Origin of the sequence: Pseudomonas sp. R3-52-08, assembly GCF_003851745.1 — a bacterium.
Lineage (GTDB): Bacteria > Pseudomonadota > Gammaproteobacteria > Pseudomonadales > Pseudomonadaceae > Aquipseudomonas.
Genome location: NZ_CP027730.1, coordinates 201,097 through 226,610 on the forward strand (window position 1 = coordinate 201,097; position 25,514 = coordinate 226,610).

18 protein-coding genes are annotated in these 25,514 nt (G+C 58.1%); 14 read left to right on the forward strand and 4 right to left on the reverse strand.

Features of this window, described 5'->3' with window-relative positions; genetic code table 11:
* The first annotated feature begins 478 nt into the window (after window positions 1-478).
* The 6 genes from C4J91_RS00825 to C4J91_RS00850 all read left to right on the forward strand — a co-directional run bounded on the left by C4J91_RS00825 (window position 479) and on the right by C4J91_RS00850 (window position 12,914).
* Window positions 479-2,200, forward strand: coding sequence for a ShlB/FhaC/HecB family hemolysin secretion/activation protein (locus tag C4J91_RS00825; protein WP_124360715.1), 1,722 nt, complete (start codon window positions 479-481; stop codon window positions 2,198-2,200).
* A gap of 31 nt (window positions 2,201-2,231) precedes the next feature.
* Entirely contained in the window at window positions 2,232-10,274 is an 8,043-nt protein-coding gene (locus C4J91_RS00830) for a DUF637 domain-containing protein (RefSeq protein ID WP_256681639.1), read from the forward strand.
* Between the two features lie 28 nt (window positions 10,275-10,302).
* Window positions 10,303-10,695, forward strand: a complete 393-nt coding sequence (locus tag C4J91_RS00835) for a hypothetical protein (RefSeq protein WP_124360716.1) — start codon at window positions 10,303-10,305, stop codon at window positions 10,693-10,695.
* 200 nt (window positions 10,696-10,895) lie between these two features.
* Window positions 10,896-11,369 (forward strand): competence protein ComJ, encoded by a 474-nt coding sequence (gene comJ, locus C4J91_RS00840; protein ID WP_124360717.1) that lies wholly within the window; start codon window positions 10,896-10,898, stop codon window positions 11,367-11,369.
* A 201-nt stretch (window positions 11,370-11,570) separates the two neighbouring features.
* Window positions 11,571-11,996: a hypothetical protein gene (locus tag C4J91_RS00845; RefSeq protein ID WP_124360718.1), complete on the forward strand. Its 426-nt coding sequence runs from the start codon at window positions 11,571-11,573 to the stop codon at window positions 11,994-11,996.
* A 228-nt stretch (window positions 11,997-12,224) separates the two neighbouring features.
* A complete protein-coding gene (locus tag C4J91_RS00850) occupies window positions 12,225-12,914 on the forward strand; it encodes a transposase (RefSeq protein WP_124360719.1) in 690 nt (229 codons plus the stop codon).
* A 37-nt stretch (window positions 12,915-12,951) separates the two neighbouring features.
* Here C4J91_RS00850 and C4J91_RS00855 read toward each other — a convergent pair whose 3' ends face one another.
* On the reverse strand, window positions 12,952-14,145 hold the full coding sequence (locus C4J91_RS00855; RefSeq protein WP_124360720.1) for an IS4 family transposase: 1,194 nt from the start codon (window positions 14,143-14,145) through the stop codon (window positions 12,952-12,954).
* Between the two features lie 202 nt (window positions 14,146-14,347).
* On the opposite strand from C4J91_RS00855, the gene C4J91_RS00860 reads away from it, so the two are divergent.
* Entirely contained in the window at window positions 14,348-14,890 is a 543-nt protein-coding gene (locus C4J91_RS00860) for a hypothetical protein (RefSeq protein ID WP_124360721.1), read from the forward strand.
* Between the two features lie 212 nt (window positions 14,891-15,102).
* Here the strand turns inward: C4J91_RS00860 and C4J91_RS00865 are convergent, their stop codons facing one another.
* Window positions 15,103-15,360 (reverse strand): hypothetical protein, encoded by a 258-nt coding sequence (locus tag C4J91_RS00865; protein WP_124365085.1) that lies wholly within the window; start codon window positions 15,358-15,360, stop codon window positions 15,103-15,105.
* A 509-nt stretch (window positions 15,361-15,869) separates the two neighbouring features.
* Between C4J91_RS00865 and C4J91_RS00870 the strand changes: the two genes are divergently transcribed.
* The 3 genes from C4J91_RS00870 (at window position 15,870) to C4J91_RS00880 (ending at window position 20,005) form a co-directional block, all read left to right on the forward strand.
* Window positions 15,870-16,262, forward strand: a complete 393-nt coding sequence (locus C4J91_RS00870) for a DUF2846 domain-containing protein (protein WP_177412840.1) — start codon at window positions 15,870-15,872, stop codon at window positions 16,260-16,262.
* A gap of 74 nt (window positions 16,263-16,336) precedes the next feature.
* Window positions 16,337-17,029: a hypothetical protein gene (locus C4J91_RS00875; RefSeq protein WP_124360723.1), complete on the forward strand. Its 693-nt coding sequence runs from the start codon at window positions 16,337-16,339 to the stop codon at window positions 17,027-17,029.
* 387 nt (window positions 17,030-17,416) lie between these two features.
* The gene (locus C4J91_RS00880; RefSeq protein WP_124360724.1) at window positions 17,417-20,005 is read left to right on the forward strand and encodes an autotransporter outer membrane beta-barrel domain-containing protein; all 2,589 of its coding nucleotides are present in this window, start codon (window positions 17,417-17,419) and stop codon (window positions 20,003-20,005) included.
* A gap of 460 nt (window positions 20,006-20,465) precedes the next feature.
* On the opposite strand, the gene C4J91_RS00885 is transcribed toward C4J91_RS00880, so the two are convergent.
* Both C4J91_RS00885 and C4J91_RS00890 read right to left on the reverse strand, forming a co-directional pair.
* Window positions 20,466-21,053: a hypothetical protein gene (locus tag C4J91_RS00885; protein ID WP_124360725.1), complete on the reverse strand. Its 588-nt coding sequence runs from the start codon at window positions 21,051-21,053 to the stop codon at window positions 20,466-20,468.
* A gap of 16 nt (window positions 21,054-21,069) precedes the next feature.
* Window positions 21,070-21,681: a hypothetical protein gene (locus tag C4J91_RS00890; RefSeq protein ID WP_124360726.1), complete on the reverse strand. Its 612-nt coding sequence runs from the start codon at window positions 21,679-21,681 to the stop codon at window positions 21,070-21,072.
* Between the two features lie 270 nt (window positions 21,682-21,951).
* Between C4J91_RS00890 and C4J91_RS00895 the strand changes: the two genes are divergently transcribed.
* The 4 genes from C4J91_RS00895 to C4J91_RS00910 all read left to right on the forward strand — a co-directional run bounded on the left by C4J91_RS00895 (window position 21,952) and on the right by C4J91_RS00910 (window position 25,502).
* The gene (locus tag C4J91_RS00895) at window positions 21,952-22,632 is read left to right on the forward strand and encodes a CsgG/HfaB family protein (RefSeq protein WP_124360727.1); all 681 of its coding nucleotides are present in this window, start codon (window positions 21,952-21,954) and stop codon (window positions 22,630-22,632) included.
* A gap of 29 nt (window positions 22,633-22,661) precedes the next feature.
* Window positions 22,662-23,024, forward strand: coding sequence for a DUF4810 domain-containing protein (locus C4J91_RS00900; protein WP_124360728.1), 363 nt, complete (start codon window positions 22,662-22,664; stop codon window positions 23,022-23,024).
* A complete protein-coding gene (locus C4J91_RS00905; protein ID WP_124360729.1) occupies window positions 23,021-23,671 on the forward strand; it encodes a DUF799 domain-containing protein in 651 nt (216 codons plus the stop codon). Before C4J91_RS00900 ends, C4J91_RS00905 begins: the two co-directional genes overlap by 4 nt.
* A 208-nt stretch (window positions 23,672-23,879) precedes the next feature.
* Window positions 23,880-25,502 carry a VWA domain-containing protein gene (locus C4J91_RS00910; RefSeq protein ID WP_124360730.1) on the forward strand — a complete coding sequence of 541 codons (1,623 nt, stop codon included), beginning with the start codon at window positions 23,880-23,882 and terminating at the stop codon, window positions 25,500-25,502.
* Window positions 25,503-25,514: the final 12 nt, after the last annotated feature.

The window sequence follows — 25,514 nt, forward strand, 5'->3', positions numbered from 1 at the left end:
AGCGGTCTAAAGATCATTCCCACGCTCCCGCGTGGGAATGCCTCCTCGGACGCTTCGCGTCCCGCCAACCGCTCACACAGGTGACGCGGAGCGTCACGGGCTGCATTCCCACGCGGAGCATGGGAACCATCACCTAGGCGCAGCAGTTCAATCCCTGTTGTGGGAATTCCGATAAATGGGATCGGATTCACAAAACCCCCGCGAACTTTCCTCCAATCCCCGGTACTAACCTAGCGACGACACCTGATGGCTAAATAATGGCGATCAATGGCTGCTCAGTCGAATTCTCATCGAAACAGCTGCCGCCGGTCGGATTAAACGTTTCCGCGATCAGCCTGAAAGCTGTTAGATGATTAAATTTTGTTACTAATCAATACATTAACGGCCAGGCCCGCTCGAACACCCAACAGCCCCAGCGTCTTGGACTGCTGGAAGTTCGATGTTAGTTTGCCGGCCCTTGATTTTCGACGGATCGAACATGCCTCTGTTAATGCCACGGACTCGGTTTCTTCTATGCACTGTGTTGCTCACTTGCCTGGGCCTGAACACTGCATTCGCCGCCCCCACCCCCGGCGACCAGGACCTGATCCGCGACCGTCAAAACCGCCTGCTCGAAGAGCAACAGCGGCGTCTGCAGGAACTCCAGGACCTGCCCGGCAAAGCGGCCAAGCCCGAAGCCCCGGCCACCCCCGCCGATTCGCGCTGCTTCCCGATCAACGACATCGAACTCAAAGGCGCCGACAGCCTGCCGGCCGCCGACCGTGAGCGCCTGCTCAAACCGTATATCGGCCAGTGCCTGGGCGTGTCCCAGCTCAACGAATTGCTCAAGGCCATCACCGACTACTACCTCGGCAAAGGCCGCGTCACCAGCCGTGCCTACCTGCCGCAGCAGGACCTTTCCAGCGGCCACCTGCAAGTGCTGGTGGTGGAAGGCAAGCTCGAAGCCCTGAAAAGCGCCGAGGGCAGCACGGTGACCGAGCGCGAATTGGCCATGGCCTTTCCCGGCAAGGTCGGCGAGGCGCTGAACCTGCGCGAGATCGAGCAACTGGTGGACCAGCTCAACCGCCTGCCGTCCAAACAGGCGCAGATGGAGCTGACCCCCGGCAGCCAGGTCGGCGGCAGCGACGTGGTGGTCAAGAACACCGCACAAAAGCCCTGGCGCGCCAGCCTGTCGCGCAATAACGACGGCCAGAAAAGCACCGGCGAACAGCAATGGGGCGCCGGCCTTGAGTGGGACAGCCCGCTCGGCCTGGGCGACCAGTTGATGCTGCGCGGCGGCCATGACGCCATCAGCGACCATCAGAAAACCTCGAAAAACACCCTGCTCTACTACAACGTGCCATGGGGCTGGTGGAACTTCAGCTACAGCTACAACGAGAGCGACTACCGCACCTACATCGTGGCCGATAACGCCAAGTACAAGCAGGACGGCGACAACCAGAACCACCAGCTGCGCGCCGAGCGGGTGATTCACCGCGATGACGTGAGCAAGACCTCGGTCAACGTCGGCCTGGCGCACCTGCGCACCAACAACTACCTCCTCGACGTGCGCACCGCGCCCAGCAGCAACCGCCTGAGCGAACTGCAACTGGGCATCAACCACGGCCGCCGTATTGGCAGCGCGTTCGTCAACCTCGACCTGGGCATGCAGAGCGGCATCGGCCTGCTCGACGCCCAGTCGCAGGAAGAGCGCGACCCGCTCGGCCGCCGCCAGCCGAATTCGCGCTACCGCAAATACACCGCCACCGTCAGCTACCTGCAACCGTTCAGCCTGTGGGGCGAGTCGTTCAGCTTCAGCAGCTTGGCCACCGGCCAACGCAGCGAAGACATCCTGTTTTCGCCGCAACGCATGAGCCTCGGCGGTTCGGCCTCGGTGCGCGGCTTCAAGGACCAATTATTGACCGGCGACAGCGGCGGCTACTGGCGCAACGAAGTGCGCTGGGCACGCCCGGTGACCCTCGACTGGATGCGCCCGGCCTTCTTCGAATACGGCGCCAGCGTCGGCTACGACCAGGGCGTGATCAGCAACGACCGCTACAACGACAACCTGCATGGGCGGGTCTCCAGCAACTCCCTGGAACTGTTCGCCCGCGGCAAAAACGTCAGCACCAGCGTGACCTTTGCCCATTCGTTAGAAAGACCTGGGGTCGTGACCGAGCGCGAAGCGCCGATCTACTTCCGCATGGATTTCTTCCTGTAATTCAACGCCCCGCTGCAATGAGAACCTGACAATGGACGTTCGCCAATTCGCCTTCCTGGCCCGCCAACCTTCTGCCGCCCTGAAGCCGCGCAACGCGTTCTTCGGCCTGCCCAAGCGCGGGCTGGCGTTGATCCTCGCCAATGCGCTGTTCTGGCAGCCGCTGCTGGCCCAGGCCGAGGGCATTGTGGTCAGCGCGCCAGGCACCACGGTAGGTGCGGCGGGCAATGGCGTACCGGTGGTGAACATCGCCACGCCCAACGGCGCGGGTTTGTCCCATAACCAGTTCCAGCAGTACAACGTCGGCCCCAACGGCGTGATCCTCAATAACGCCACCGGCACCCTGGTCAACACCCAGCTGGGCGGTTACATCGTCGGCAACCCCAACCTCAAGGGCGGCGCGGCCAGCGTCATCCTCAACGAAGTCAACGGCGGCAGCGCCAGCCAGTTGCGCGGCTACACCGAAGTGGCGGGGCAGTCGGCCAAGGTCATCGTCGCCAACCCGTACGGGATTACCTGCAGCGGCTGCGGCTTTATCAACACGCCGAACGTGACCCTGACCACCGGCAAACCGGTGCTCGACCCGACCGGCCAGCTGAAAAGCTACCAAGTCGACGGCGGCGCCGTGACTATCGACGGTGAAGGCCTCAACGCCAGCAACGTCGACCGCTTCGACATCATCACCCGCTCGGCCAAGATCAACGCGAAAATCAACGCCCGCGAACTCAACGTGATCGCCGGGCGCAACGACGTCGATGCGCAAAGCCTGAACGCCACGCCACGCGCTGACGACGGCAGTGCCAAGCCGGAACTGGCGATTGACTCGTCGGCCCTGGGCGGCATGTATGCCGGCGCGATCAAGCTGGTGGGCACCGAGGCCGGTGTGGGCGTGAAGCTCGACGGCACGTTGGCGGCCAGTGGTGGGGATATTCAGCTCGATGCCAATGGGCGCTTGAGCATGGCGCAGGCGGCGGCCACCGGCAACGTCAAGGTCACGGCGCAGAATGTCGACCTCACCGACAAGGTCTACGCCAACGGCAACGTGCAGGTCACCAGCGCTCAGAACCTGGTCAACCAGAAAAGCATCGCCGCCGGCCAGCGCATCGAACTCAACGCGGCCAACGTGAACAACCCCGGCATCATCGAAGCCGGCGTCGCCGCCGATAACACCCGCAACACCACCGGCGATCTGGTGGTCAACGCGCAAACCGTCACCACCTCCGGCAACCTGCTGGCCGGCCGCGCCCTGGCGATCACCGCCGCGCAGGCGCTGACCAACCAGGGCGCGATCATCCAGGCCAAGACCGTCGACCTCAGCAGCGCCAAACTGACCAACCAGGGCGCCAGCGCACGCCTGTTCGGCGAGCAAAGCCTGGCGATCAACTCACCGGCCATCGTCAACCTCGGCGGCCTGATTCGCTTCGGCGAAGGCCAGGCCGCCACGCTCAACAGCGCCTCCCTGGACAACCGCCAGGGCCGTATCGAAATGGCCGGTGGAAGCCTCGCGCTGACCAGCGCCGACCTGAACAACAGCAGTGGGCAAATCATCGCCAACGACCTCACCGTCAACGCCGGCAACCTGAACAACCAGAACGGCGTGCTGGTGGGCAAAACCGCGACCGTCAATGCCAGCGACCTCGACAACAGCCTCAAGGGCCTGATCCAGGCGGACGGCGGCGCGCTCAACCTCACCGTTGCCAACACCTTCAACAACAACCAGGGTTTCGCCCAGGCCAGTACCGACCTCAACGTGACTGCCGGCAACCTCAGCAGTAATGCCAACGGCGTGCTGAGCGCCGACACCGGCAAGCTGACCCTCGCCGCCGCGCAACAGCTCAACAATGCCCAGGGCCGCCTGCAGGCCGGGCAGGGCGATATCGCACTGCGCGCCGCGAACCTGGATAACCAGAACGGCGTGATCGTCGGCAAGCAACTGCTGCTCGACGTTGCCGGCGGTGACATCGACAACCGTGCCGGGCGCGTATTGGGTGACCAACTCGACGTGCGCGCTTCCGGCCTCGACAACCGCAGCGCCGGCCTGCTGGCCGGTGGCGCCCAGGGCGTCAGCCTGCTGCTCAAAGGCCCGGGCCAGTTGCTCAACGCCCAGGGCCGCATCCAGAGCGAAGGCCTCCTGCAATTGCAGGGCGAGCGTTTCGACAACAGCGCCGGCATCCTGCTGGGCCAGACCGTCGACGTGACCGCGCAGACCTTCAACAACAGCAACAAAGGCGCGCTGGTCAGCGATGGCGGCGACGTGGTGCTCAAGGTCAGCGACCTGCTCACTAACGTTGGCGGCCAGATCGATGCGGGCGAGCGCAGCGTATTGGTCAAGCAGCTCACCACCCTCAACAACGACGGCGGCACCCTGCGCGGCAAGCGTCTGGACATCGCCGCCCAGCACCTGAACAACGACAACGGCCAGCTGCTGGCCGGCGCCGGAGGCTTGAGCTACAGCGGCCAGGACCTGAGCAACCGCAAGGGCCTGATCCTCAGCGGCGGCGCACTTACCGAATTGACCACCGCCAGCCTGGATAACCAGGACGGCACCGTGCAGGGCGACAGCCTGAGCGTCTCCGCCGACAGCGTGAACAACGGCAGCGACGGCCTGATGGCGAGCTTGGTGGGCAATCTGCAACTCACCGTGCAAGCCCTGGCCAACCGTGGCGGCAAACTGTTCGGCAAAGAACAAGTGACCGTCAGCGGCGCCACCCTCGACAACAGCGCGGGCGGCCAGATCAGCGGCAACCAGCTCAACCTCACCTCTCGCGACACCCTCACCAACCAGGGCGGCCTGATCGAAGCCAACCAGGGCCTGACCCTCACCGGCGGCAACCTGGATAACAGCGCCAACGGCCAACTGCGCGGCCTGGGCGGCGCCAGCAGCAGCCTCAATCTCAGCGGGGCGGTAAACAACCAGAACGGCATCCTCGAATTCGGCAGCCAGGCCTTCAGCCTCGACGCCGCCAGCCTCAACAACCAGAACGGCATGCTGCAACACGCCGGCACCGGCCTGTTCCACCTCAACACCGCCAGCCTGTCCGGCAGCCAGGGCAATATCCAGGGCATGGGCAGCGCCGACTGGGCGTTCGGCAAAGTCGACGGCCTGGGTCGCGTGCAACTCAACGACGTGCTCACCTACAAGAGCGACCAAGCGCTGGCCCTCAAGGCCGGTGACCGTATGGCCAGCGCCAAGGGTTTGGTCCTCAATGTGGCCAGCCTGGACAACGGCGGCGAACTGCTCAGCGATGGCGACCTGAGCATCACCACCGGCGACATGAGCAACAGCGGCCGCGTCTCGGCTCTGCAAACCCTCACCGTCGCTGCGAACAGTCTCAACCAGAACGGCGGCCGCCTGGCGGCCACCAATGCTCGCCTGACCCTGAGCGGCACCCTGGACAACCTCGGTTTCCTCACCGCCCGGCAGCAGTTGGATATCGCCGCTGCGCAAATCGACAACCGTGGCACCCTCGGTGCCCAGGGCGCGGTGAACCTGACCGCCGTCAACGGCATCACCAATGCGGCCGATTCGCTGTTGTTCAGCGGCGGCGACATGACGTTGCGCAGCAATGGCTTCAGCAATAGCTATGGCGATGTCTACAGCAAAGGCAACTTGAGCTTCGCCGCACGGGATGGTGGGCGTGCCGTGCTGTTCAGCAACCGCTCCGGCACCGTGGAAAGCGAAGGCTCCATCGGCATCAATGCGGGCTTCATCGAAAACGCCAAAGACGAATTCGAACTCGGGCAAACGCTGACTACCGGCAGCTTGTATTGGGTTTGTTCGCAACACTGCGACGAGAGCGACAACTGGGAACGTGGCGAGATCACCATCTACGAAACGTACCTTGAGGCGGCGACCAAGGATTCGGCAGCGGCGCGCCTGGTGGCGGGCAAAAACATGCTGCTGCAAGGCGACAATGTGCAGAACCGCTACAGCCTGATGGCCGCCAATGGCGACCTGAGCATCACCGCCGGTGACCTGCTCAATCAGGGCGCCGCTACGCGTACGGGGCAGCGCAAGATTGTCGTCAACACGCCAGGGCACGTTCCCGACGATTTGTTTGAACGCATGCGATACGTCGACGTTCCCGCGTTCAATGCGGCCACGGCGGCTGGGCATTTCGATAAGGCGCGCTTCGAAGAACTGAAAAGCCGCTCGCCCAATAGCCGGCCTTTCGTCCACTCAAGCGACGTCACCACCTGGACCGACAACGGCGGCCCTGGCTACGGCGCCACCCTGCAAGCCGGCGGCACGGTCAACCTCAACGTCGCCCGCACCCTGCAAAACGGCACGCTGCACAACAACACCCTGGCCCAGTTGACCGGCACCCTCGGCGACGACCAGACCGGCATCCCCGTCGGTGGCATCAACATCAACCTGAGCAAACACGCCAACGACCCCAGCGCCCAGGCACCGGGCAGCGTATTGCCAGTAGTGGGCGTGGCCCCCGGCGGCGGCTTCGTGCCTGTGGACTACACCGGCACCGCCTTCGCCCCGGTCGACCCCACCACCTCGCCCACCTTCCAACTGCCCAAGGGCGAGTACGGCCTGTTCGTCAAGAACGCCGACCCCACCAGCCACTACCTGATCGAGACCAACCCCGAGTTCACCTCGATATCGGGCTTCTTCAGCTCCGACTACATGCTCGGCAAACTCGGTTTCAATTCCGACAACGCCTGGCGCCGCCTCGGCGACGGCCAGTACGAAACCCGCCTGATCCGCGACGCGGTGCTCGCCCAAACCGGCCAACGCTTCCTCGCCGGCGGCCTGTACAGCGACGCCGACCAGTTCCGCTACCTGATGGACAACGCGTTGGCCAGCAAAGACGCCCTGCGCCTGAGCCTCGGCGTGTCCCTAACCGGCCAGCAAGTCGGCGCCCTGACCCACGACATCGTGTGGATGGAAAATCGCGTCATCGACGGCCAGACCGTCCTCGTGCCCGTGCTGTACCTGGCCCAGGCCGAGTCGCGCAACGTGCGCGGCAACAGCCTGATCCAAGGCCGCGACCTCAACCTGGTCACCGGCGGCGACCTGATCAACGTCGGTACCCTGCGCGCCAGCAACAACCTCTCCGCCATCAGCAGCGGCAGTATCTACACCGGCGGCCTGGTCGAAGCCGGCAACAACCTGAACCTGCTGGCCCAGAACAGCATCCGCAACGCCATGGCCGGCGAAATCCGCGGCAAGCAAGTCAGCCTCACCGCGCTCAAAGGCGATGTCACCAACGACAACACCGCCATTCAGGTGCGTGACGGCGTCGGCATGCGCACCCTCACCGACACCAGCGCTGGCACCATCGTCGCCCGCGAAAACCTCGCCATCGACGCCGGCCGCGACCTCACCAACCGAGGCGCTTTGGTAGCGGGCAACGACGCCAACCTCACCGCCGGCCGCGACCTCAACCTCATCGCCGCCAGCGACACCAGCGTCAAGCACGAGACCCGTGACAGCGGCGAAAAATCCAGCATCACCACCGACGTCAAAAACCTCGCCGCCAGCGTCACGGCGGGCGGCAGCATCAATATGCAAGCCGGGCAAGACGTCAACATCATCGGCAGCACCGCCACCGCCGGCAAAGACCTTACCATCGCCGCCGGCCGCGACCTCAACGTCGCCTCCGTCAGCGACATGCACAACGTTGAAGGCAAGGAAAAACACGGCAAGAAACGCATCAAAACCTCGGACGACCAGACCACCCAAGTGGCCAGCGTACTGACGGCGGGTGGGGATTTTGTCAGCCAGGCTGGGCGTGATACCACGATCGTGGCGAGCAAGATCAGTGCGGGGAATGAGGCTTATCTGTATAGCGGGGATAAGTTGAGTTTGTTGGCGGCTGAGAACAGTACGCATACGTTGTATGACATGAAGGAGAAAGGAAGCTGGGGCGCTAAAAAGGCGCAGATGGATGAAGTTACCCGTACCACTCAAGTAGGGACCGAGATCAAGACGGGGGGCAACCTGGTCCTGAAAAGCGATGGCGATCAGGTGTATCAAGTCGCGAAGCTTAATAGCGGCAAAGACATCATCCTTGATAGCAACGGTGCAATTGTCTTTGAAGGGGTCAAGGACCTGCACGATGAGAGCCACACCAAGAGCAAAAGTGATCTCTCGTGGTTCAGCGCTAAAGGCAAAGGCAACACGGACGAAACCCTGCGTCAGAGCGAGTTGGTTGCGCAAGGGCAGCTTGTCATTAAGGCCGCCGAAGGCATTCGTATCGATGTCAAACAGGTCGATCAGCAGACCGTAAGCCAGACCGTTGATGCGATGGTCAAGGCTGATCCTAATCTGGCCTGGCTGAAACAAGCTGAGGCGCGTGGCGACATTGATTGGCGCCAGGTGAAAGAGATTCACGAGAGCTTCAAGTACGACAACTCAGGGTTGGGCGCCGGTGCCAAGATTGCGATTGCGATCCTGATGGCGGCGATTATGGGGCCGGTAGGTTTTGGGCTGCAGGGCGCCACCCTTGCGGTGAGCACCAGCTTGAGTACGACCGCAGTCACCAGCACCATCAACAACAAGGGCAATTTGGGTGCAGCGCTTAAAGAAACGGTCAGCGCAAATAGCCTGAAAAGCGCAGCGGTCGCTGGTTTTACGGCGGGTGCCCTGGAGTATGCCGATACTAATTGGTTCGCTGGTGCGGACAGTGCAGGTGCAAGCACAAGTACCGTCCAAGGTGTTACCCCAAGTACGGGCTCAACCTTGGCGGTTACTAACTCTTCCAAAGATATTTTCACTTGGACGTCAGCAGGCGATATCGCGCTGCGTACTGGTGGTCGGGCGGTAATCTCCAGCGGGATATCGACGGCCGTTCAAGGGGGGAGCTTCGGCGACAACTTCAATGCGGCGTTGCTGGGAGAGGCCGGCAACGTTGCAATGGCTACCGGCTTTAATTGGGTGGGCGATTACGTCACGTTCCCGAATGGAAGCCCTCAAAAGATTATTGCGCATGCCTTGATGGGAGGGTTGCTGGCTGAAGCCACCGGTAGCGATTTCAAAACCGGGGCTGCCGCTGCCGGGCTGAATGAGGCACTCATCAATCAGTTGGTGTGGGCTGCTCAAGGCAATGACGACATCACGCTGATGCTTTCACAACTGACAGGCTTGTTAGCAGCTGCGGCGGTCGATGGAGATTTGGAAAAAGGCTCTCAGATTGCTCAGAAAGCAACAACGTTTAACTATCTTTACCACGAAGAAGTCGAGGAGATGCTTCGGGAGGTAGATAGCAAGACTACTGAGCAAGAGAAGCGTGAGGTCAGGCAGCGTTATGCGGAACTTGATCAGCAGAGAAATAACGAGTTGGATGCCCTTTGCGCACGCGATCCGCAACGCTGCCGAGGTATTGCCACATCCTTGGCGAACGATGATCAGAAACTCGTTGATCTGGTAGGTAGACTGAGGTCCCAGGGGCAGGGCGGGGCGGCTTCTGCGGTTGGTTTTGTGATAGGGAACAACCTAGACGCGTCCAGCCAAATTGCAGCAGATATCAGCTCTGCGGGCGGTGGGCCATTAGTTAAGCTCGGCGCGGAGGCAATTAAGGCAGGAATTGGGATTACATTACCCTCACGTTCTGGCGCGGGGAAAGGGAAAAGCGGTCAGAGTGATATAACAACGGCAGGGGGAAAAAACTCCTCTGGTGGAATTACAACTGTCTCCGATGAAATGAGAGCCAATCCTTATCATCCGGATTGGCAGCAGTACGTTGGCGGCGAACCACGCGGAGTAGGCGCGGATACTGTAAAAGGTACGGAGGTACCCAAAGGCAAAGCGAAGACTCCAAAAACCGTAGAGGAAATATCAAATCCACCACAGGCCCCGATAATCCCGTCTGGCTGGGTGAGTCGACCGGGTAAAAACGGCGGTGAAGTTTACTATCCGCAAGGGACAGATCCCGCGAAAGGAGAGCACATACGGGTTATGCCTCCTGGATCGTCATCTGTTTCAGGTTATGAGAATGGCTACTGGCGCTGGCAAAATTCAGGGAAGCAGCCGATGAATCCTGCGACTGGGAAGCCGGGGATCGGTCAAGGAGACACACATATTCCGCTTCCTCCTGATTCTTTACCCCCCGTTCGTCGCTGAACGCTTATAGATTAATTTAGAGGTACATATGGGCACTTTGCCAGATGATTTTAATGTTTCTCTGCTTTCTGGCTGTTATCTGGAAATGGTTTGTTTTGGAGTGCGTGTCACGAGGTTTGATTTTTCGAGACCGCAGACATTCGCTGGTGCGTCGCCTTATAAAGTTTCACTCTGTGTAGAAGCCGGGTTGAAATATCAAATTGACGACATTGTGGGTCAGCGCGAATTTAATGACTCGTCTACCAGTGCACCTTTGTTAGATTTTTTATTAATGGACGTTGAGTCTGTTGAGAAAGTCGAAACTGACGCACTACAAATAAAATTTAGCACGGGAGCGAAAATTACCATCGAGTCGGATGTTTCAGATGGTTATGAGTCTTACTCGATTTATTTGGATTCCGGTGACATCATCGTCGTCTGAATGGGTAAGAACGGAGAAAAGGGACAGATTTATTCGGGTTCAAGGTGGCAGTAAAAGTGCCAAATAAATAAATCTTTTCTCTTTATTTTAAGAAGGTGGGGCCGGAGCGAGTGTTAGATCCGTAGTTCCAAAGGCTAATAGGGACTGGCGCATGTATAGGTAGTGCATTGGGAGAAAGCCAGAATCAAAGTGGTAGGCTGATGGCTACGTTTAAAGAAAGTATATATTTGTCTTGTTCGCAATTTTGCGTATTTTTGAGTTCGCTTGATCAGCCGTATAATGATTGGAGTGATCGTAGTTATGCGCAAGGATTTGCGTGGAGGTTAGGGAGTGTCTCTTTTCGAGCATTGGTTGACGAAGGGGACCATATAATTAGTTTTTTCATTAACGAACAAGTGCCAGATGTAAGCGCAGACGTGGTTCGGGCCTTTAAAGTTCCCTTCACGGTGAGGGATAGAAATATTGAGGTTGGTAGTATTTCGAGTACGGTTCCTCTAGAACTATCTGAAGGAGATTATTCTCTTCAGGTCGAATTTATAAGACCCTCTTCAAGTGGAGTGTATGCAATAAATGTCCATTTGAATTTAGGGAGTTGCGGTTTTGAGGTGTTGAGAGCAGACGCCGAAATTGACGAGCAAGGTGAGTTTGATATCGATGCGGTTCCTGCGGGATAAACATTAGGAAAAAAGGGGGCGGATTTATTTTAATTCGAGATAGCAGTAAAAAGCCTATTAAATAAATCTATCCACTTTTGTTTGCTATAGATACTTGGTTGCCTGTCTGGAAGAACGAAGGCTGGTCGATTAGTAAAATTGACAATGCGCGAAATTACATTCAAGAATTAAAAAAATTATTTGAATGAAAGGGGCTCCAATATGAATCCAAATGAATACTTGAATATGTCATTAATTGGTGCTCTTGCGGGATTTGGAAGAGATAAGTCAATAGTCGAGTATGTAAAAGTTGAGGATGATGAATTTCTGAAACTGCCGGAGTGTGGGGTCTATTTTCAGGCGGGTAGTGATGGTGTTATTGTTGCATACCGCGTTTATTATCAAGCCTCTGGTGAGTATTTCCCAGCTGATGCTGAAACTAAAACTGCTTGTGCGGATGTTGAAACAATTGAAGAGTCAATTGCTAAATATGGTACGCCTTTGCGTAATGTGCCCTCCATTCGAATTCCCGGTAGGGCTCCCACGAGTCCGGGGTGCGAGTTTTTAGTGAAAGGGAATGCGGTAACTGTGCATTATGATTTTGATAGTAAGTTGGTTGATTATGTTCATGTTAGGAGGAAGTTTTGAACTGGCGGAAAATGTCTGAGGGGTGGAAATCGAGATGAGAGGACTGGTTTTTTAATTAGAAAAAAGGAATAGGGGTCAAAAGGAATAGGGGTCAGACCACGCTTTGCGTTTTTTAGAGTTCAGCAGCGTTGCTCTTTAAAAATATGGTTTATTTTTTGTAATTATTCTATTTGGTTGGCCTGTTGATGGACGGCTAAGCTGTAAACTCTTATCCAGTTAGGGGTTTATATGGCTCGCCGTCCCAGGGTTTTACTGCCGGGTATCCCATTGCATATTATACAACGGGGAAACAATCGGTCTGCGTGTTTTTATTCAGATGAAGACTACATTTTTTACATTGATACATTAGCCGTGCTTGCTCAACTGTATGGCTGTAAAGTTCACGCATTTTGCTTGATGACAAATCACGTTCATCTGTTGTTGACGCCCACCTGCTGCGCAGGGGCTGGCCTACTTATGAAGGGGGTGGGGCAGCGATATGTCCAATATGTCAATCGAACATATCAACGAACGGGCACGTTGTGGGAAGGCCGTTTCCGCTCCTGTTTGGTTCAGCAAGACAACTATGTTTTAGCTTGCTATCGATATATCGAAATGAACCCAGTCAGAGCGGGTATGGTTGCTCATCCGGGCGACTATCGCTGGAACAGCTATAGGGCAAACGCACAAGGCGAGCTATCAGGCTTTATAAGCCCGCATGCGGTTTATAGTGAGTTAGGTAGCGGCACCGCGCAACGAGCCGAAGCTTACCGATCTATATTCAAGGATCGGCTTTCACTCGGACTGATAGAACAAATTCGATCTTCTACAAACGGTAATTACGTTTTGGGCGATCAGAAGTTTGCGTCCGAGATTGCGCAGATATTAGGTAAAAGAGTTTCACCGGGTGTGTCAGGACGCCCTAAAAGTGTGAGTTAGAAGAATAGTGGTCTGACCCTGAGGGATCCCCACAAATTTACTCCAAGCTCTGCGCCTGATGGTGCACCTCATCACGCAGAGCTTTCTCCAATATCTCCAGGTGTTTTTGACCACCGAACTCGGTGCAACTGCGCCAGTACTCCAAACCTAATCGCCACAATGAAAGCACTCGTTTCTCTTTGAGGCTATTGCTTTGATAGCACCGTTCCAAACCATTTTCTCGCGCCTGCAGCCCTGTTAAAAATATGAGGTAGTTGGCCAATGCCGCAATCAACAACAGCACCTCAATGCGCTTTGGGCAGTGGCTTCGATGCAAATTCAGACCGAATCCCAGGTGCTCACTTTTGACATCTCGGAAACCTTCCTCGATCTGCATACGCCGCTTATAAATCGCCACAATCTGTGCCGGGTTCCACTCACTTTGCGCAAGATTGCTGGCAAGCAACCACGGCTCACGCTCACGTTTGGCGGACTGTCGGCTGAGCTTGCTTCTGGCGATTGAACCCGTGACTCGTTGGTGTTTTCGGCCCTTGGCTGAATGCCGAACGCAGTACAAATCGACGAAGTGAGGGGCGCTACGCGTCATCTCAACGCGCCCCAGCGATTTAGGTGATGAAGTGGCCAGAGCGTACAAATTCTTCACGGGTTGCCAGTCGTTTGCTTCTCGACGATAAAGTTCACGGTTGCGTATGCGAGCCACGTAATACCAGCCCTTCGCTACCACAGCCTTCATCCACGGACGCCGAAAACCCGCATCCGTGACCAAGACTGGAACGCATCCGTCAGGCAGTAACTCAGCTAACATTTTGAGCAGGCGGCTTTGATATTTGGGACAGCTCTCACGCTCATGAACGCTTTCATAAATAGGAAACGAGCGTCCCGCAAACGGGACCGCGGCTCTCAACAAAAACGCATCGCCAGGAGCATCAATTCGCGACCAGTCCACCAAGATTAAAGGGTGCTTCAGGGAGCCTAACAACGCCCGCAGCATCACCCAGTAGAACAGCGGGCGCTCTGCTCTGAGGTGTTGATTACCCAGTAATCGGTCCACTCGTTTGATCGCATGCTTGGGGTACGCCTGACCTGGCATAAAACGTCCCAGCGCTGTTAGCGTCAGGCGACGGCCTTGCAGTAACGAACTGACACAACTCATCAGCGTCGTTAGGCGGCGAGAATGGATCGAGGGCAGTGCTTGAGCGAGCGCTCTGTGTAAAAATCGGATGGCCTGCATGGGTTCGGGTTCTTAGTTTTGTGTGGTGCAAACCAAGTTGCCGGCTCATGCAGGTCTCTTCAATATTCCAACTTCTTGATTTTAAGTAAGAAAATTCGGGGATCCCTCAGGGTCTGACCCCTATTTTTGCTAGGGTTGCCTGCGACAACTGACCTATACTCTTCGTATGTTTTTTTTCAGAAAAGAACTAGGTGTCTAAATCATGAGTTTCCAGCATAAAGCATTCATTTTTGACTTTGATAGTTTTGATAGTGAGCTTAGGCCGTTATTGGAAGCTTCCTTGCGCTCTGGAAATATTGAGCCGCTACGTTGCTTTATTCTTTCTAACAAAGAGCTTTTGGTCGATCCCTATGAGGGAGATGCGCTGGATGACGACTGGGAGGACATGATCGAAGACAGGGATGCTCATCAATATGGGGACTTTGCGCTGACAAAATATTATTCCCCGAAGGATGATCATGGATTAGGGGTGAAATGGGTAGATTTTCAAGAGAAAATTTCCAATCGAGGTAAGCTAAATATTTCTCCTTTTTTGGGCGCGCCAGTAGGTGTAGATGGCGAGTTTTTTGATCCTGGTAAAATGGGGTCGTACTTTCAAACTACCCATGAAGTGGGTGAAAGTCTAAAAAAGATTGAGGGGGTGAAGGGGGAGATGAAAGATGATTTGATCGAAGAGTTGGAAAGGTACGAAGGTTTTCTCAATCAAGCTAATTCAGTAAAAAGAGGGATCTATGTAACGTTTTGATTGAGAGAATGAAGTGAAGATGGAAAGTGAACTGGTGTTAGACCTAAAGAATGTCGAGCAGTCACATTTTAATTCTCAGAGCGACATTAGTGTTTTCTTTTTATTTTTTCTGGGTTTCTTGCGCTATTTCAATCACAGCTCTTTAAAAAATAGTTTTATTTTCTGCTTAAATTTCTAAGCGAGGCGGTTACCAGATAACCGCCCTTTTTTATTTACGAAACTTGCGAGTTCAACTTCCGTCCAACCACATCCAGCAGATCGCACCCATCCCTCAGCGGGATAGCCAGCAACAGCGCGAAATCATGCAGCACAACGGCATCACTGCTGATTTCCTCCCGAAACGCTAGGTTCTCCAAAAACTGCGTCACCGCGCGAATACGATACGCGGCGGCGTCATAGAGAACATCAAAGGGCGCTTGCGTGTCGATCACCAGCGCGGGAATGGTTGCGTCGTGACCTGTTAACGGCATGTATCGGTTCATATTTAAGCTCTCTACTTAAGTGATAAATGCCATCACTCAAACGTCGCCAAACGCATGGGTGACAGCTGTACGCAGGTTGGCGAACCGGCAGTAGAGAAAACCGGCAGACCCGAAGGTCTCCCGCGCACAGCCGCCATAGACGACTTTGCAGGCGCGCAAGTGACTGCAAAAAAGCCACCAGCTTGCGCATTCTCTACCGTCAGGTCGCCAAACCTGAATCGCCATGAGGGCGACCGGCGGACTATAAGTCCTTCGCATAAAAACGCGCAAGGCATCACAGCAGTGGCACCAGCCCTCATGCCATGCCAACCCTTGCCGACACATTGGCGATGACCCAACGCATCAAAAACTGAGACCCCGCCATCATCGGCGCTCTCGCAACTGCTCCACCGTTAACCACAAGGAAGAAATACATGATCAAGTTGTTCTGCAAAGCCGCTGTCGTTCTGTCCCTGGCCACTCTGTTTGGTTGTTCCTCCACGCCGTCGGTAGAGAAGATGCAGGCCGACGTGGCGAACTACTCGTTGCCCAAGGCTGCCGTGGCCGATAAAGGCCTGGTCTACGTCGTGCGCCCTAGCAACGTTGGGATGATGGTGCGGTTCAACGTGTTCCTGGATGACAAGGAAGCCAACTCGGAGATGGGTTACAACCGTGGTAACCAGTACATCTATTTTTTCGTGACGCCGGGCAAACACGTAATCAGCTCCAAGGCTGAGAACTGGGCGGACATGCCGATCGACGTCAAGGCGGGTGAGGTGGTTTACCTCAAGCAGCAAGTCGAAATGGGCTTCGCTGTGGCGCGTAACAGCCTTAAAACGCTGAGCGAAGTCGAAGGCCGTTATCTGGTCAAAGATGCTTCCTTGGGCACCATTGCCAAAGAAAGCAAATAAGTTGAGGCCGGTCTGTCGGCAGGGCCAGGTCCTGCCGACAGCTACTCATTCACTGCAAACATTAAGGGACTGATGTGAAAAACCTACTCTTCATTCTCCTCACCACCCTGATCCTCGGCGGTTGCGTCAGCCACCCCCTCACCCCCGAAAACCGCGCGCAGATCAAGACGGTAAAAGTCCTGCCCGTGAAGTGGGAAAAGAACATGGTGTACTTCGGCCGCGAACAAGCCTGGGGCGCGGCACTCGGGGCCGGGGTTGGCGCGGGTGCCGGCATGGCCAGCGGGGCGTCCAAGGTGGGCACTGCGGCGTTGAGCGGCGCCGGGTTTGCGGCCGGGATGAAGCTCGGGCAGTTGGCCGAGATGCCGACGCCGGTGGCTATTCTGACGGTGATGGAGGCGGAAAAACTCGACGTGGGTATGTTGCTCAAGCAGGGCTTTGTCGATGCACTGGGCAAGACCTCGACGCTCAAGGTAGTCGGTGACGATGAGCCGGCCGATGCGCAGATCCAGCTGACCGTGTCCGAGTGGGGCTTTCGCCTGACCCAGGGGTTCAGCAGCGTGATTTATCCCACCCTTAGCGTGGTGGCGCAGATGAATCGCGGCGATGAAATGATCTGGCGCACCTTTGAAACGGTGACGCCATTCAATGGCCAGAACGTTTATGGCTATACGCCGCTGACTTATCGCACCGATCCTGAGGCCTTGCGCCGGGCGCTGACCGGGATTACGCAGATATCGGCGCAGTATCTGGTGAAGGAGCTCAAGTAAGTCTGACGGTGATGTAACAACGGCTAGGCGGCGTTTTTCTGGTTGCTCGCGTTATCGTTGACGATTTTCGCGAGCAAGCTCGCTCCTACAGTGGTAGCGGCGTGCTGTTTATGGCTTTGAACATTTTGTTTATCTGAGTGTCTTTACCCCGCCCACCCGCAATCGGTCGGGCTGCATGGACTGCAGCGTTTTCAAATGACATTAAGGATTGATGTGAACCTCTTCCTCTTACGGCCCCTTTCTGCCACCGCCTGCGGTGCACCGGCTCGCGCCTGCGATTCCCAGGGACGTTGGAGGCATCATTCGGATCGATTGATCCTTTCCCACAGCACACCTACTGCCGCCGGGCCTCTTGGTGGTTTTGACCTGTAGTTCATGGAGTTAGAAATGAAGCGCAAGCAGTTCCAGAAAAGTCTGTTGGCAATCATGGTCGGCGCGATCAGCACCCAAGTGCTGGCCGTGGAGTTCGACCTGGGTCAGGGCAAGAATATTTGGGCCAATGAGACGTTCAACGAGCCCGTGACCATCACCGGCCAGTTTTCCCGAGTGGTCGATTCCAACACCACCGACCCCGCCGGCCTGGGATTTGCAAACACCCGCATTCAAGGCTCGCTGATCAACCGCGCAGACATCACGCTGGAGTCGCAAGGCGGCACCATTCGTGCGATTGCCATCGACCCGATGTTCTGGACTGGCCCGACCGGTTTGGCCCCGAGCACTGTCACCGGGGATGTGGTTCAGGCAGGCAACGTGCTGATGCGCAACGGCGCGTATGAAGGGCTTGAGATCGGCCCCACCACCATTGGCGGCAGCGTTATCAACTCCGGCACCATCCGCTCCACGCCACCCGTGGGTACGGTGACGACGCCCGGCTACCTGGGCGGCGGCGAAGGCATTTACCTGCATGGCACCACCATTGCGGGTGACGTTTCCAACACGGGTGTGATCGATATGGCCGGCGAGGGTGCGATTGGCTTGATCCTTGACATCGACGGCGACACGCCGACCACCATCGGCGGCAAAATCCTGAACTCGGGCTCGATTACCGCCACAGGCGAGGGCGCTTGGGGTGTGGAAGTGGAAACCGACACCAGCCCTCTGCGTATTGAAAACAGCGGCCTGATTTCCGCCAATGGCAATGAGGCGAAAGGGCTGTTTCTGTACGGCGGCACCTTTGATTACATCCTCAACACCGGCACCATCGAAGCCAAGGGCGCGTCGGCCAATGCCTTCGACCTGTCCGGCGCCAGCTTTGCGCAGAACAGTGCTGCCGGTGCGCGCGGTATCGTCAACCGTGGCCTCATCACCGCCGACGGCACTGCGATCCAGGTGAGTGCGGCTGAGCAGTCCTCGCCGTTCGAAATCAACCAGCAAGCCGGCGAAATCCGCAGTAACGCTGGCACCGCCGTCGACGCCGCCAACCTGGCGACGCTGAACTGGACCGGCGGCAAAATCACCGGCGACTTGCTCAACCTCAACGCCGTCAACGTCGACGGCCAGGCGGATTTCACCGGCAGCCGTATCATCGCGCCGGTGTCGGTCAATTCAGGCTCGCTGAACCTCTCCGCGCCCGGCACCGCCATCACCGGCAACCTCAATGTGGCTAGCGGCGCAGGTGTTGATATGCACCTGTCCGACAGCGTGGTGCCGACCACGCCGTACCTCACGGTCAACGGCACGGCCAATCTGGCCCAGGCCTCCAAGCTGACCGTCAGCGCCAACCCGGGCGACTTCGCCGCGCCTAAAGCCGGCACGCAATACACCTTGCTGCAAGCCACCAACGTGCAGAACAACGGCGTGGCCGTGGCCAGTGCGTCGTCGTTGCTGAACGTGCTCAGCTACTCGGCCGATGCGCAGACGGTCAAGGCCGTGGTGGCGGTGAAAAGCGATCAGCAGGTGCAGCAGGAGCTGGCGGGTGCCAGCGCGGGTGCGTCGGCCGCAACCGCCGTTAACGTGTTGAAAAACGATGTGCTCGGCCAGCTCAACCAAAACGACCCGGTGTTCCAGAGCCTGGCCAACGCCGGGACGGCACAGCAACTGGCGCAACTCGCCGACCAACTCACGCCGGACGTCAACCGTGGCGCCCTCGACGTGGCGTTGTCGGGGCAAACTGTGGTCAACGGCGCGATCTTCAATCGCCTCACCGACCAGCGCGAAAGCCATCAGGTCGGCGGTGTTTGGGTGCAGGGCCTGAGCAGCAACATGGACCAGGACGGCCGTGGCGGCAACAACGGTTACTCGGCCAACAGCAGCGGCATGGCGGTGGGTGTGGACGGTCGTGTGAACGACACCACCACCTTGGGCGTGGCGTACAGCTATCTCAATTCCAATATCCATTCGGACCTGGGCAACAAGACCGACGTCGAGGGCCACGCGCTGTCGCTGTACGGCAACTGGGCGCTGCAGAACTGGTTCGTGGATGGCAGCCTCAGCTACGGCCATAACGAGAACGACAGCAAGCGCCACGTCGCGGGCACCACGGCCAAGGGCAGCTACGACAGCAATGTGTTGGCGGCCAGCGTGATCGGCGGCTACAGCTTCAAGCCGTCCCAGGCGGTGGTGATCGAGCCACGTGTAGCGGCGCGCTATGCCAACGTACGCATGGATGGTTTTACCGAGAAAGGTTCGTCGGCGGCGTTGAGCACGGCTTCGCAGCGTTATGAAGTGGGCGAGTTGGGTGCTGGTGTGCGTTTGGCGGCCAACCTGCCGATGGGCGCTGGCAGCTTGCAACCGGAAGCGACCTTGATGGCCTATCACGACCTGATGGGTGATCGCGTCGCGCAAACCTCCAGCTTCGTGGCGGGTGGTTCGCCGTTTACCGTGACCGGCGCATCGGTGGCGCGTGACAGCTATGAAGCCAGTGTGGGCGTGAATTACCAAGTGTCGGACTTCACCGTCGGCGCCAGCTACACCCGCCAGGCACGCAGCGGTTTCGATGCTGACGGCGTCATGCTTAAGGCACGCTACGCGTTCTAAGCAACACCTCAACATAAATGCGGGAGGGGGCTTGCTCCCGATAGCGGTGGTCCAGTCAATGTTGTGTTGACTGACTCACCGCCATCGGGAGCAAGCCCCCTCCCACATTTGGATTTGTGTGAATCCGTCAGAACAACTTTCGCTGTACGGCCTCAACCCGCGTACGTAGAGCCTGCCGCTAATCCCCTGTGGGAGGGGGCTTGCCCTAATGCCAGTCAGTTAAGCGAAAGGGCTTCACTGTAGGAGCGAGCTTGCTCGCGAAAAACGCCAGACAACGCGTTCATTTTGGATGAACGAGGGGGCCTTGAGTTCTTCGCGAGCAAGCTCGCTCCTACAAAAAGCCTTAACTGACTGGCATTAGGGCTTGCTCCCGATAGCGGTGGTCCAGCCAATGATGTGTTGACTGACTCGCCGCCATCGGGAGCAAGCCCCCTCCCACATTTGGATTTGTGTGAATCCGTCAGAACAACTTGCGCTGTACCGCCTCATCCAGCGTGCTGCGCGTCAACGCCTCTACCACTTCCCGGGTGTCTGCCTGGAACGGGATGCCCACGATCAGCACCAGGTGCATCCAGGTGCGTACCGACTCGCTCTTCTTGACGCGGCCCAACTCCTTTCCGTCTTTGTCCTTGAACACGGTTTCCAGGGTGAAGGTGTTCTTGGCCGTGGACGGGATGATGAAGAACGTCACGCCGGTGATAATCGCCGAGGCCATGCTGAACTGTTCGTTGTTGTACAGGGTGGCGTCAGCGTAGATGTCCGAGTCAACCTTGTCGGTGCTCACCCGTGCGAAGCGGTTGGACTGGCGGAACCCATCCGCCACGGCTTTTTCCCACAGGGCGGCGGGTGCGCCGGCAGCGGCGTTGGCGGGGCCGCCGTTGACCTGGTTCAGCCCGGTGGTGCGCACGTACGCCGTAGGTTTCTGCGCTGGCGCGTTGGCGGTCGGTGGCCAGGTCTGTACCGGTGGCAGTTCGTGTTGCGAGTAGGACACGCAGCCCGTCAGCAAGACGGCCGCGAGTACCAGGCCGTGCTTGATCAATCCTTTCATGTGATGCTCCTTGAGTTTACGGTTTGGCCAGTTTGGCGGTGGCGGTGTCGAGCAGTTGCGCGACGAGTTCATTCAGTTGTTTGGCGCCCATGGTCGGGGCCCAGTATTCGCGGCCGTAAAGGCCCACGTTGCGCTCGAACTTGACCTCTTGTTTGCTGCTGGCCAGTTCCTTGCCGTCGCGGTCGACGATCACCAGGTCGCCGGCCAGATCGAACGTGTCGACGTAGATCGGGCCGTTGACCCAGATCCAGATCGTCAAGGTCAGCAAGGCGCCGGGTACATAACCCGGGTGCACGCCGCGATGGCCCTTGAGCGACGTCATGTTGAACTTGAGCGAAACATCCTGCTCACCCAGGCGCACCGGGTACTCGGTAACCTGCTTGAAGTAACCGGCCGCGCGCACGTACTGGTTAAGCTGCAACGTCAATGAACGGCTGATAGCGGTTTTGTTGGCGTCGTTGATGTCAGCGGCATTCACCGTCACATCAGCGATTTGCGCGCTGCGCGGGCTGCTGACAGAAGCCGGGTGTAACGGGGCGCCGATAGGGCCGGTGACGGTGTAGGACACACAGCCGGTCATCGACAGTGCGGCAACGAGGGCCGCTGCCCGCAAGAGGATTTTCAACACGCAATATCCCTATTAATGAATGAACCAGGTCAGGGTCTCGGCACGTCGGCTCAGAACTTTAGGCCGATCCGGTTTCCCTCCCTCAGCAGCCCCACTCATCACTTAACCCTGCGTTTATTCAAAACACCTTGAGAACCGCTCTCAACCCCGTAAAATGCCGCAGCCGTTGCGGCACGACAGGTTCAGGGACGAATACAGACGCACGTGTTTCCCTCCCCGAAAATGGCCGCAGCCCTGCGCTCTGCCGATTTCTCACTTTAGGAGCAACACGTGAAGACACTGTCCAAAATCCTGCTGTCGGGCCTCACCGCCGTGGCGCTGTTGACCGTGGCCGGTTGCGCCACCGAGAGCAACCGCGCAATGCCGGTGGAGCAAGTCGCCAGCGCCAGCGTGGCCTATTCCGGCGTGCGCGTGCCGATTGCCGTGGGCAAGTTCGACAACCGCTCCAGCTACATGCGCGGTATCTTTTCCGATGGCGTCGACCGCCTCGGTGGCCAGGCCAAGACCATCCTCATCACCCACTTGCAGCAGACCAACCGCTTCAGCGTGCTGGACCGCGACAACATGGGCGAAATCTCCCAGGAAGCCAAAATCAAAGGCACCGTGCAGAAGCTCAAGGGCGCTGATTACGTGGTGACCGGCGATGTGACCGAGTTCGGCCGCAAGGAAACCGGCGACCGCCAGCTGTTCGGTATCCTCGGCCGTGGCAAGACCCAAGTGGCCTACGCCAAAGTCGCGTTGAATATCGTCAACATCAACACCTCCGAAGTGGTGTACTCCACCCAGGGCGCCGGTGAGTACGCGCTCTCCAACCGTGAAGTGATCGGCTTCGGCGGCACCGCCAGCTACGACTCCACCCTCAATGGCAAGGTGCTTGACCTGGCCATGCGCGAAGCGATCAACCGCCTGGTGGACGGCATCAACGCCGGCGCCTGGAACCCACGTAACTGATCAGCAACACCTCAAGGAGCAGTACACGGATGAGCAAGGCAGTGAAGTTGGCGCTGACGCTGGCAGCAATCGTGACGGTAACCGGGTGCCAAACGGCGCCCCAGCCCCTGTATCAATGGGAAAGCTACCAGCCGCAGGTTTACGAATACTTCAAGGGTGAGCCCAAGGAAGCGCAGGTCGAGGCACTGGAGCGCGACCTGCAAAAAATCAACGCCACCGGCCGCAAGGCGCCGCCGGGTTACCACGCGCACCTGGGCATGCTGTACATGAACATGGGCAAGGACGACCAGATGGTGCAGGAATTTCGTACCGAGAAGGCGCTGTTCCCTGAGTCCGCCGCCTACATGGACTTTCTGCTGAAAAACGCCAAGACCGGAGTCGCCACTAAATGAGCCTGTTAAAACTCACCGGCGCCCTGCTGGCCCTGGCTTTTCTCGGCGGTTGCGCGGCGCCCAAGACGTTTGATTACTCAGCCTACAAACAGGCGCGGCCCAAGTCGATCCTGGTACTGCCGCCGATCAACGAATCGCCGGAAGTGCAGGCGTCCTACAGCCTGGTGTCGCAAGTCACCTACCCGTTGGCCGAAGCCGGCTACTACGTGCTGCCGATCGCCCTGGTGGACGAAACCTTCCGCCAGAACGGCCTGACCACCGCCAACGATATCCAGGCCGTACTGCCGGCCAAGCTGCATGACATCTTTGGTGCAGACGCCGCGCTGTACATCACCGTCAGCGAGTACGGCACCAAGTACATGCTGATCTCCAGCGACACCTCCGTGACCGCCTCGGCCAAACTGGTGGACCTGCGCACCGGCACCACCCTGTGGACCGGCACGGCGCGTGCGTCGAGCGAGGAGGGCAACAATAACAGCGGTGGCCTGGTGGGTATGTTGATTACAGCGGCGGTCAAGCAAGTGATCAACAGCTCCACCGACGCAGCGCACCCGATTGCGGGCATCACCAGCGCACGGTTGCTGTCAGCCGGGCAGCGCACCGGCATCCTCTACGGCCCGCGCAACCCGAAATACGGCACGGACTGATAGGCTCTGCAGAACAAAATGTGGGAGGGGGCTTGCCCCCGATAGCTTAGTGTCAGCCACTGCATCTGGTGGCTGACCCACCGCCATCGGGAGTAAGCCCCCTCCCACACTGATTTCCGCTGTTGTCAAAATTGCACGCGTTAACCCGAACCCCACATTCCCCGCGTCTGACCTTGTGAACGGACTATTCACTCACGAGGTTCAGCCCATGTCCCGCCCTCTGCTCTTCCTGCGTCCTGCTGCCCAAGGCTTCACCCTTACCCTGCTGGTGGCGTTGGCCGGTTGCGGGCTATCTTCCTCGCCTGACCTGGCGAAACCGGCTGAGCCCGTCGCAGAGCTTCAACGCGCGCCGGCCCAGGGCGCATTGGTCAAGCGCATGGCCATGCCTGCACCGATGCAAATGCGCGAGACAGCGGCCATGGACTACCGCAGCGAACCCCGCGAGCAATACGCCAACCTGCCCGACAACCCGGTGTACCGCGTTGCCGAAACCCCGGTCTCCACCTTCAGCGTAGATGTCGACACCGGCAGCTACGCCAACGTCAGACGCTTCCTCAACCAAGGTAGCCTGCCGCCCGAAGGCGCGGTGCGCCTGGAGGAAATGGTCAATTACTTCCCCTATGACTACGCATTGCCTACCGATGGCTCACCCTTCGGCGTCACGACCGAAGTCGCCGCCACACCGTGGAACCCGCGTACGAAACTTCTGCGCATCGGCATCAAAGCGTCCGACCGCGCCGTGGCGGACCTGCCGCCGGCCAACCTGGTGTTTCTGGTGGATGTGTCCGGCTCCATGGACCGTCGCGAAGGTTTACCACTGGTCAAAAGCACCCTGAAATTGCTGGTGGAACAATTGCGTGATCAGGACCGCGTGTCATTGGTGGTCTACGCCGGCGAATCCCGCGTGGTGCTCAAGCCGACTTCGGGCCGCGACAAAACCAAAATCCGCAACGCTATCGACCAACTCACCGCCGGTGGATCCACCGCTGGCGCGTCCGGTATCGAACTGGCCTACCAGATGGCCCGCGAAGGCTTTATCGACAAGGGCATCAACCGCATCCTGCTCGCCACCGACGGTGACTTCAACGTGGGCATCAGCGACTTCGACAGCCTCAAGCAAATGGCCGCCCGGCAGCGCAAAAGCGGCGTGTCCCTCACCACCTTGGGTTTCGGTGTGAATAACTACAACGAACACCTGATGGAGCAACTGGCCGATGCCGGTGATGGCAACTACGCCTACATCGACAACCTGCGCGAAGCCCGCAAGGTGTTGGTAGACCAGCTCAGCTCAACGCTGGCGGTGGTGGCACGGGACGTGAAACTGCAAGTGGAATTCAACTCGGCACACGTCAGCGAGTACCGCCTGCTCGGCTATGAAAACCGCGCCTTGAAGCGTGAGGATTTCAACAACGACAAGGTCGATGCCGGCGAAATCGGCGCAGGGCACACGCTGACCGCGCTGTACGAAATCGTACCCAAGGGCGAGAAGGGCTGGTTGGAGCCTTTGCGATACGCCAGAGCGCCTGCGGCTGAAAACACCTCGGCAGAACTGGCGACGGTGCGCGTACGCTACAAACCTGCGGCGGGCGGTGATAGCCAATTGATCGAACGGGCCGTCGGTAAAACATCCACCGCGCCCAGCGACGACCTGCGCTTCAGCGCCGCCGTGGCTGCCTTCGCCCAACAGCTCAAGGGCGATGGCCGCTACACTGGCAGCATGAGTTTGCAGGACACCGCCAACCTAGCCCGCTCTGCACGCAGCGACGACCCGTTCGGCCTGCGCAACGAGTTCGTACAACTGGTCGAACTGGCCCAAAGCCTAAAACGCTGATCTCAAATCCTA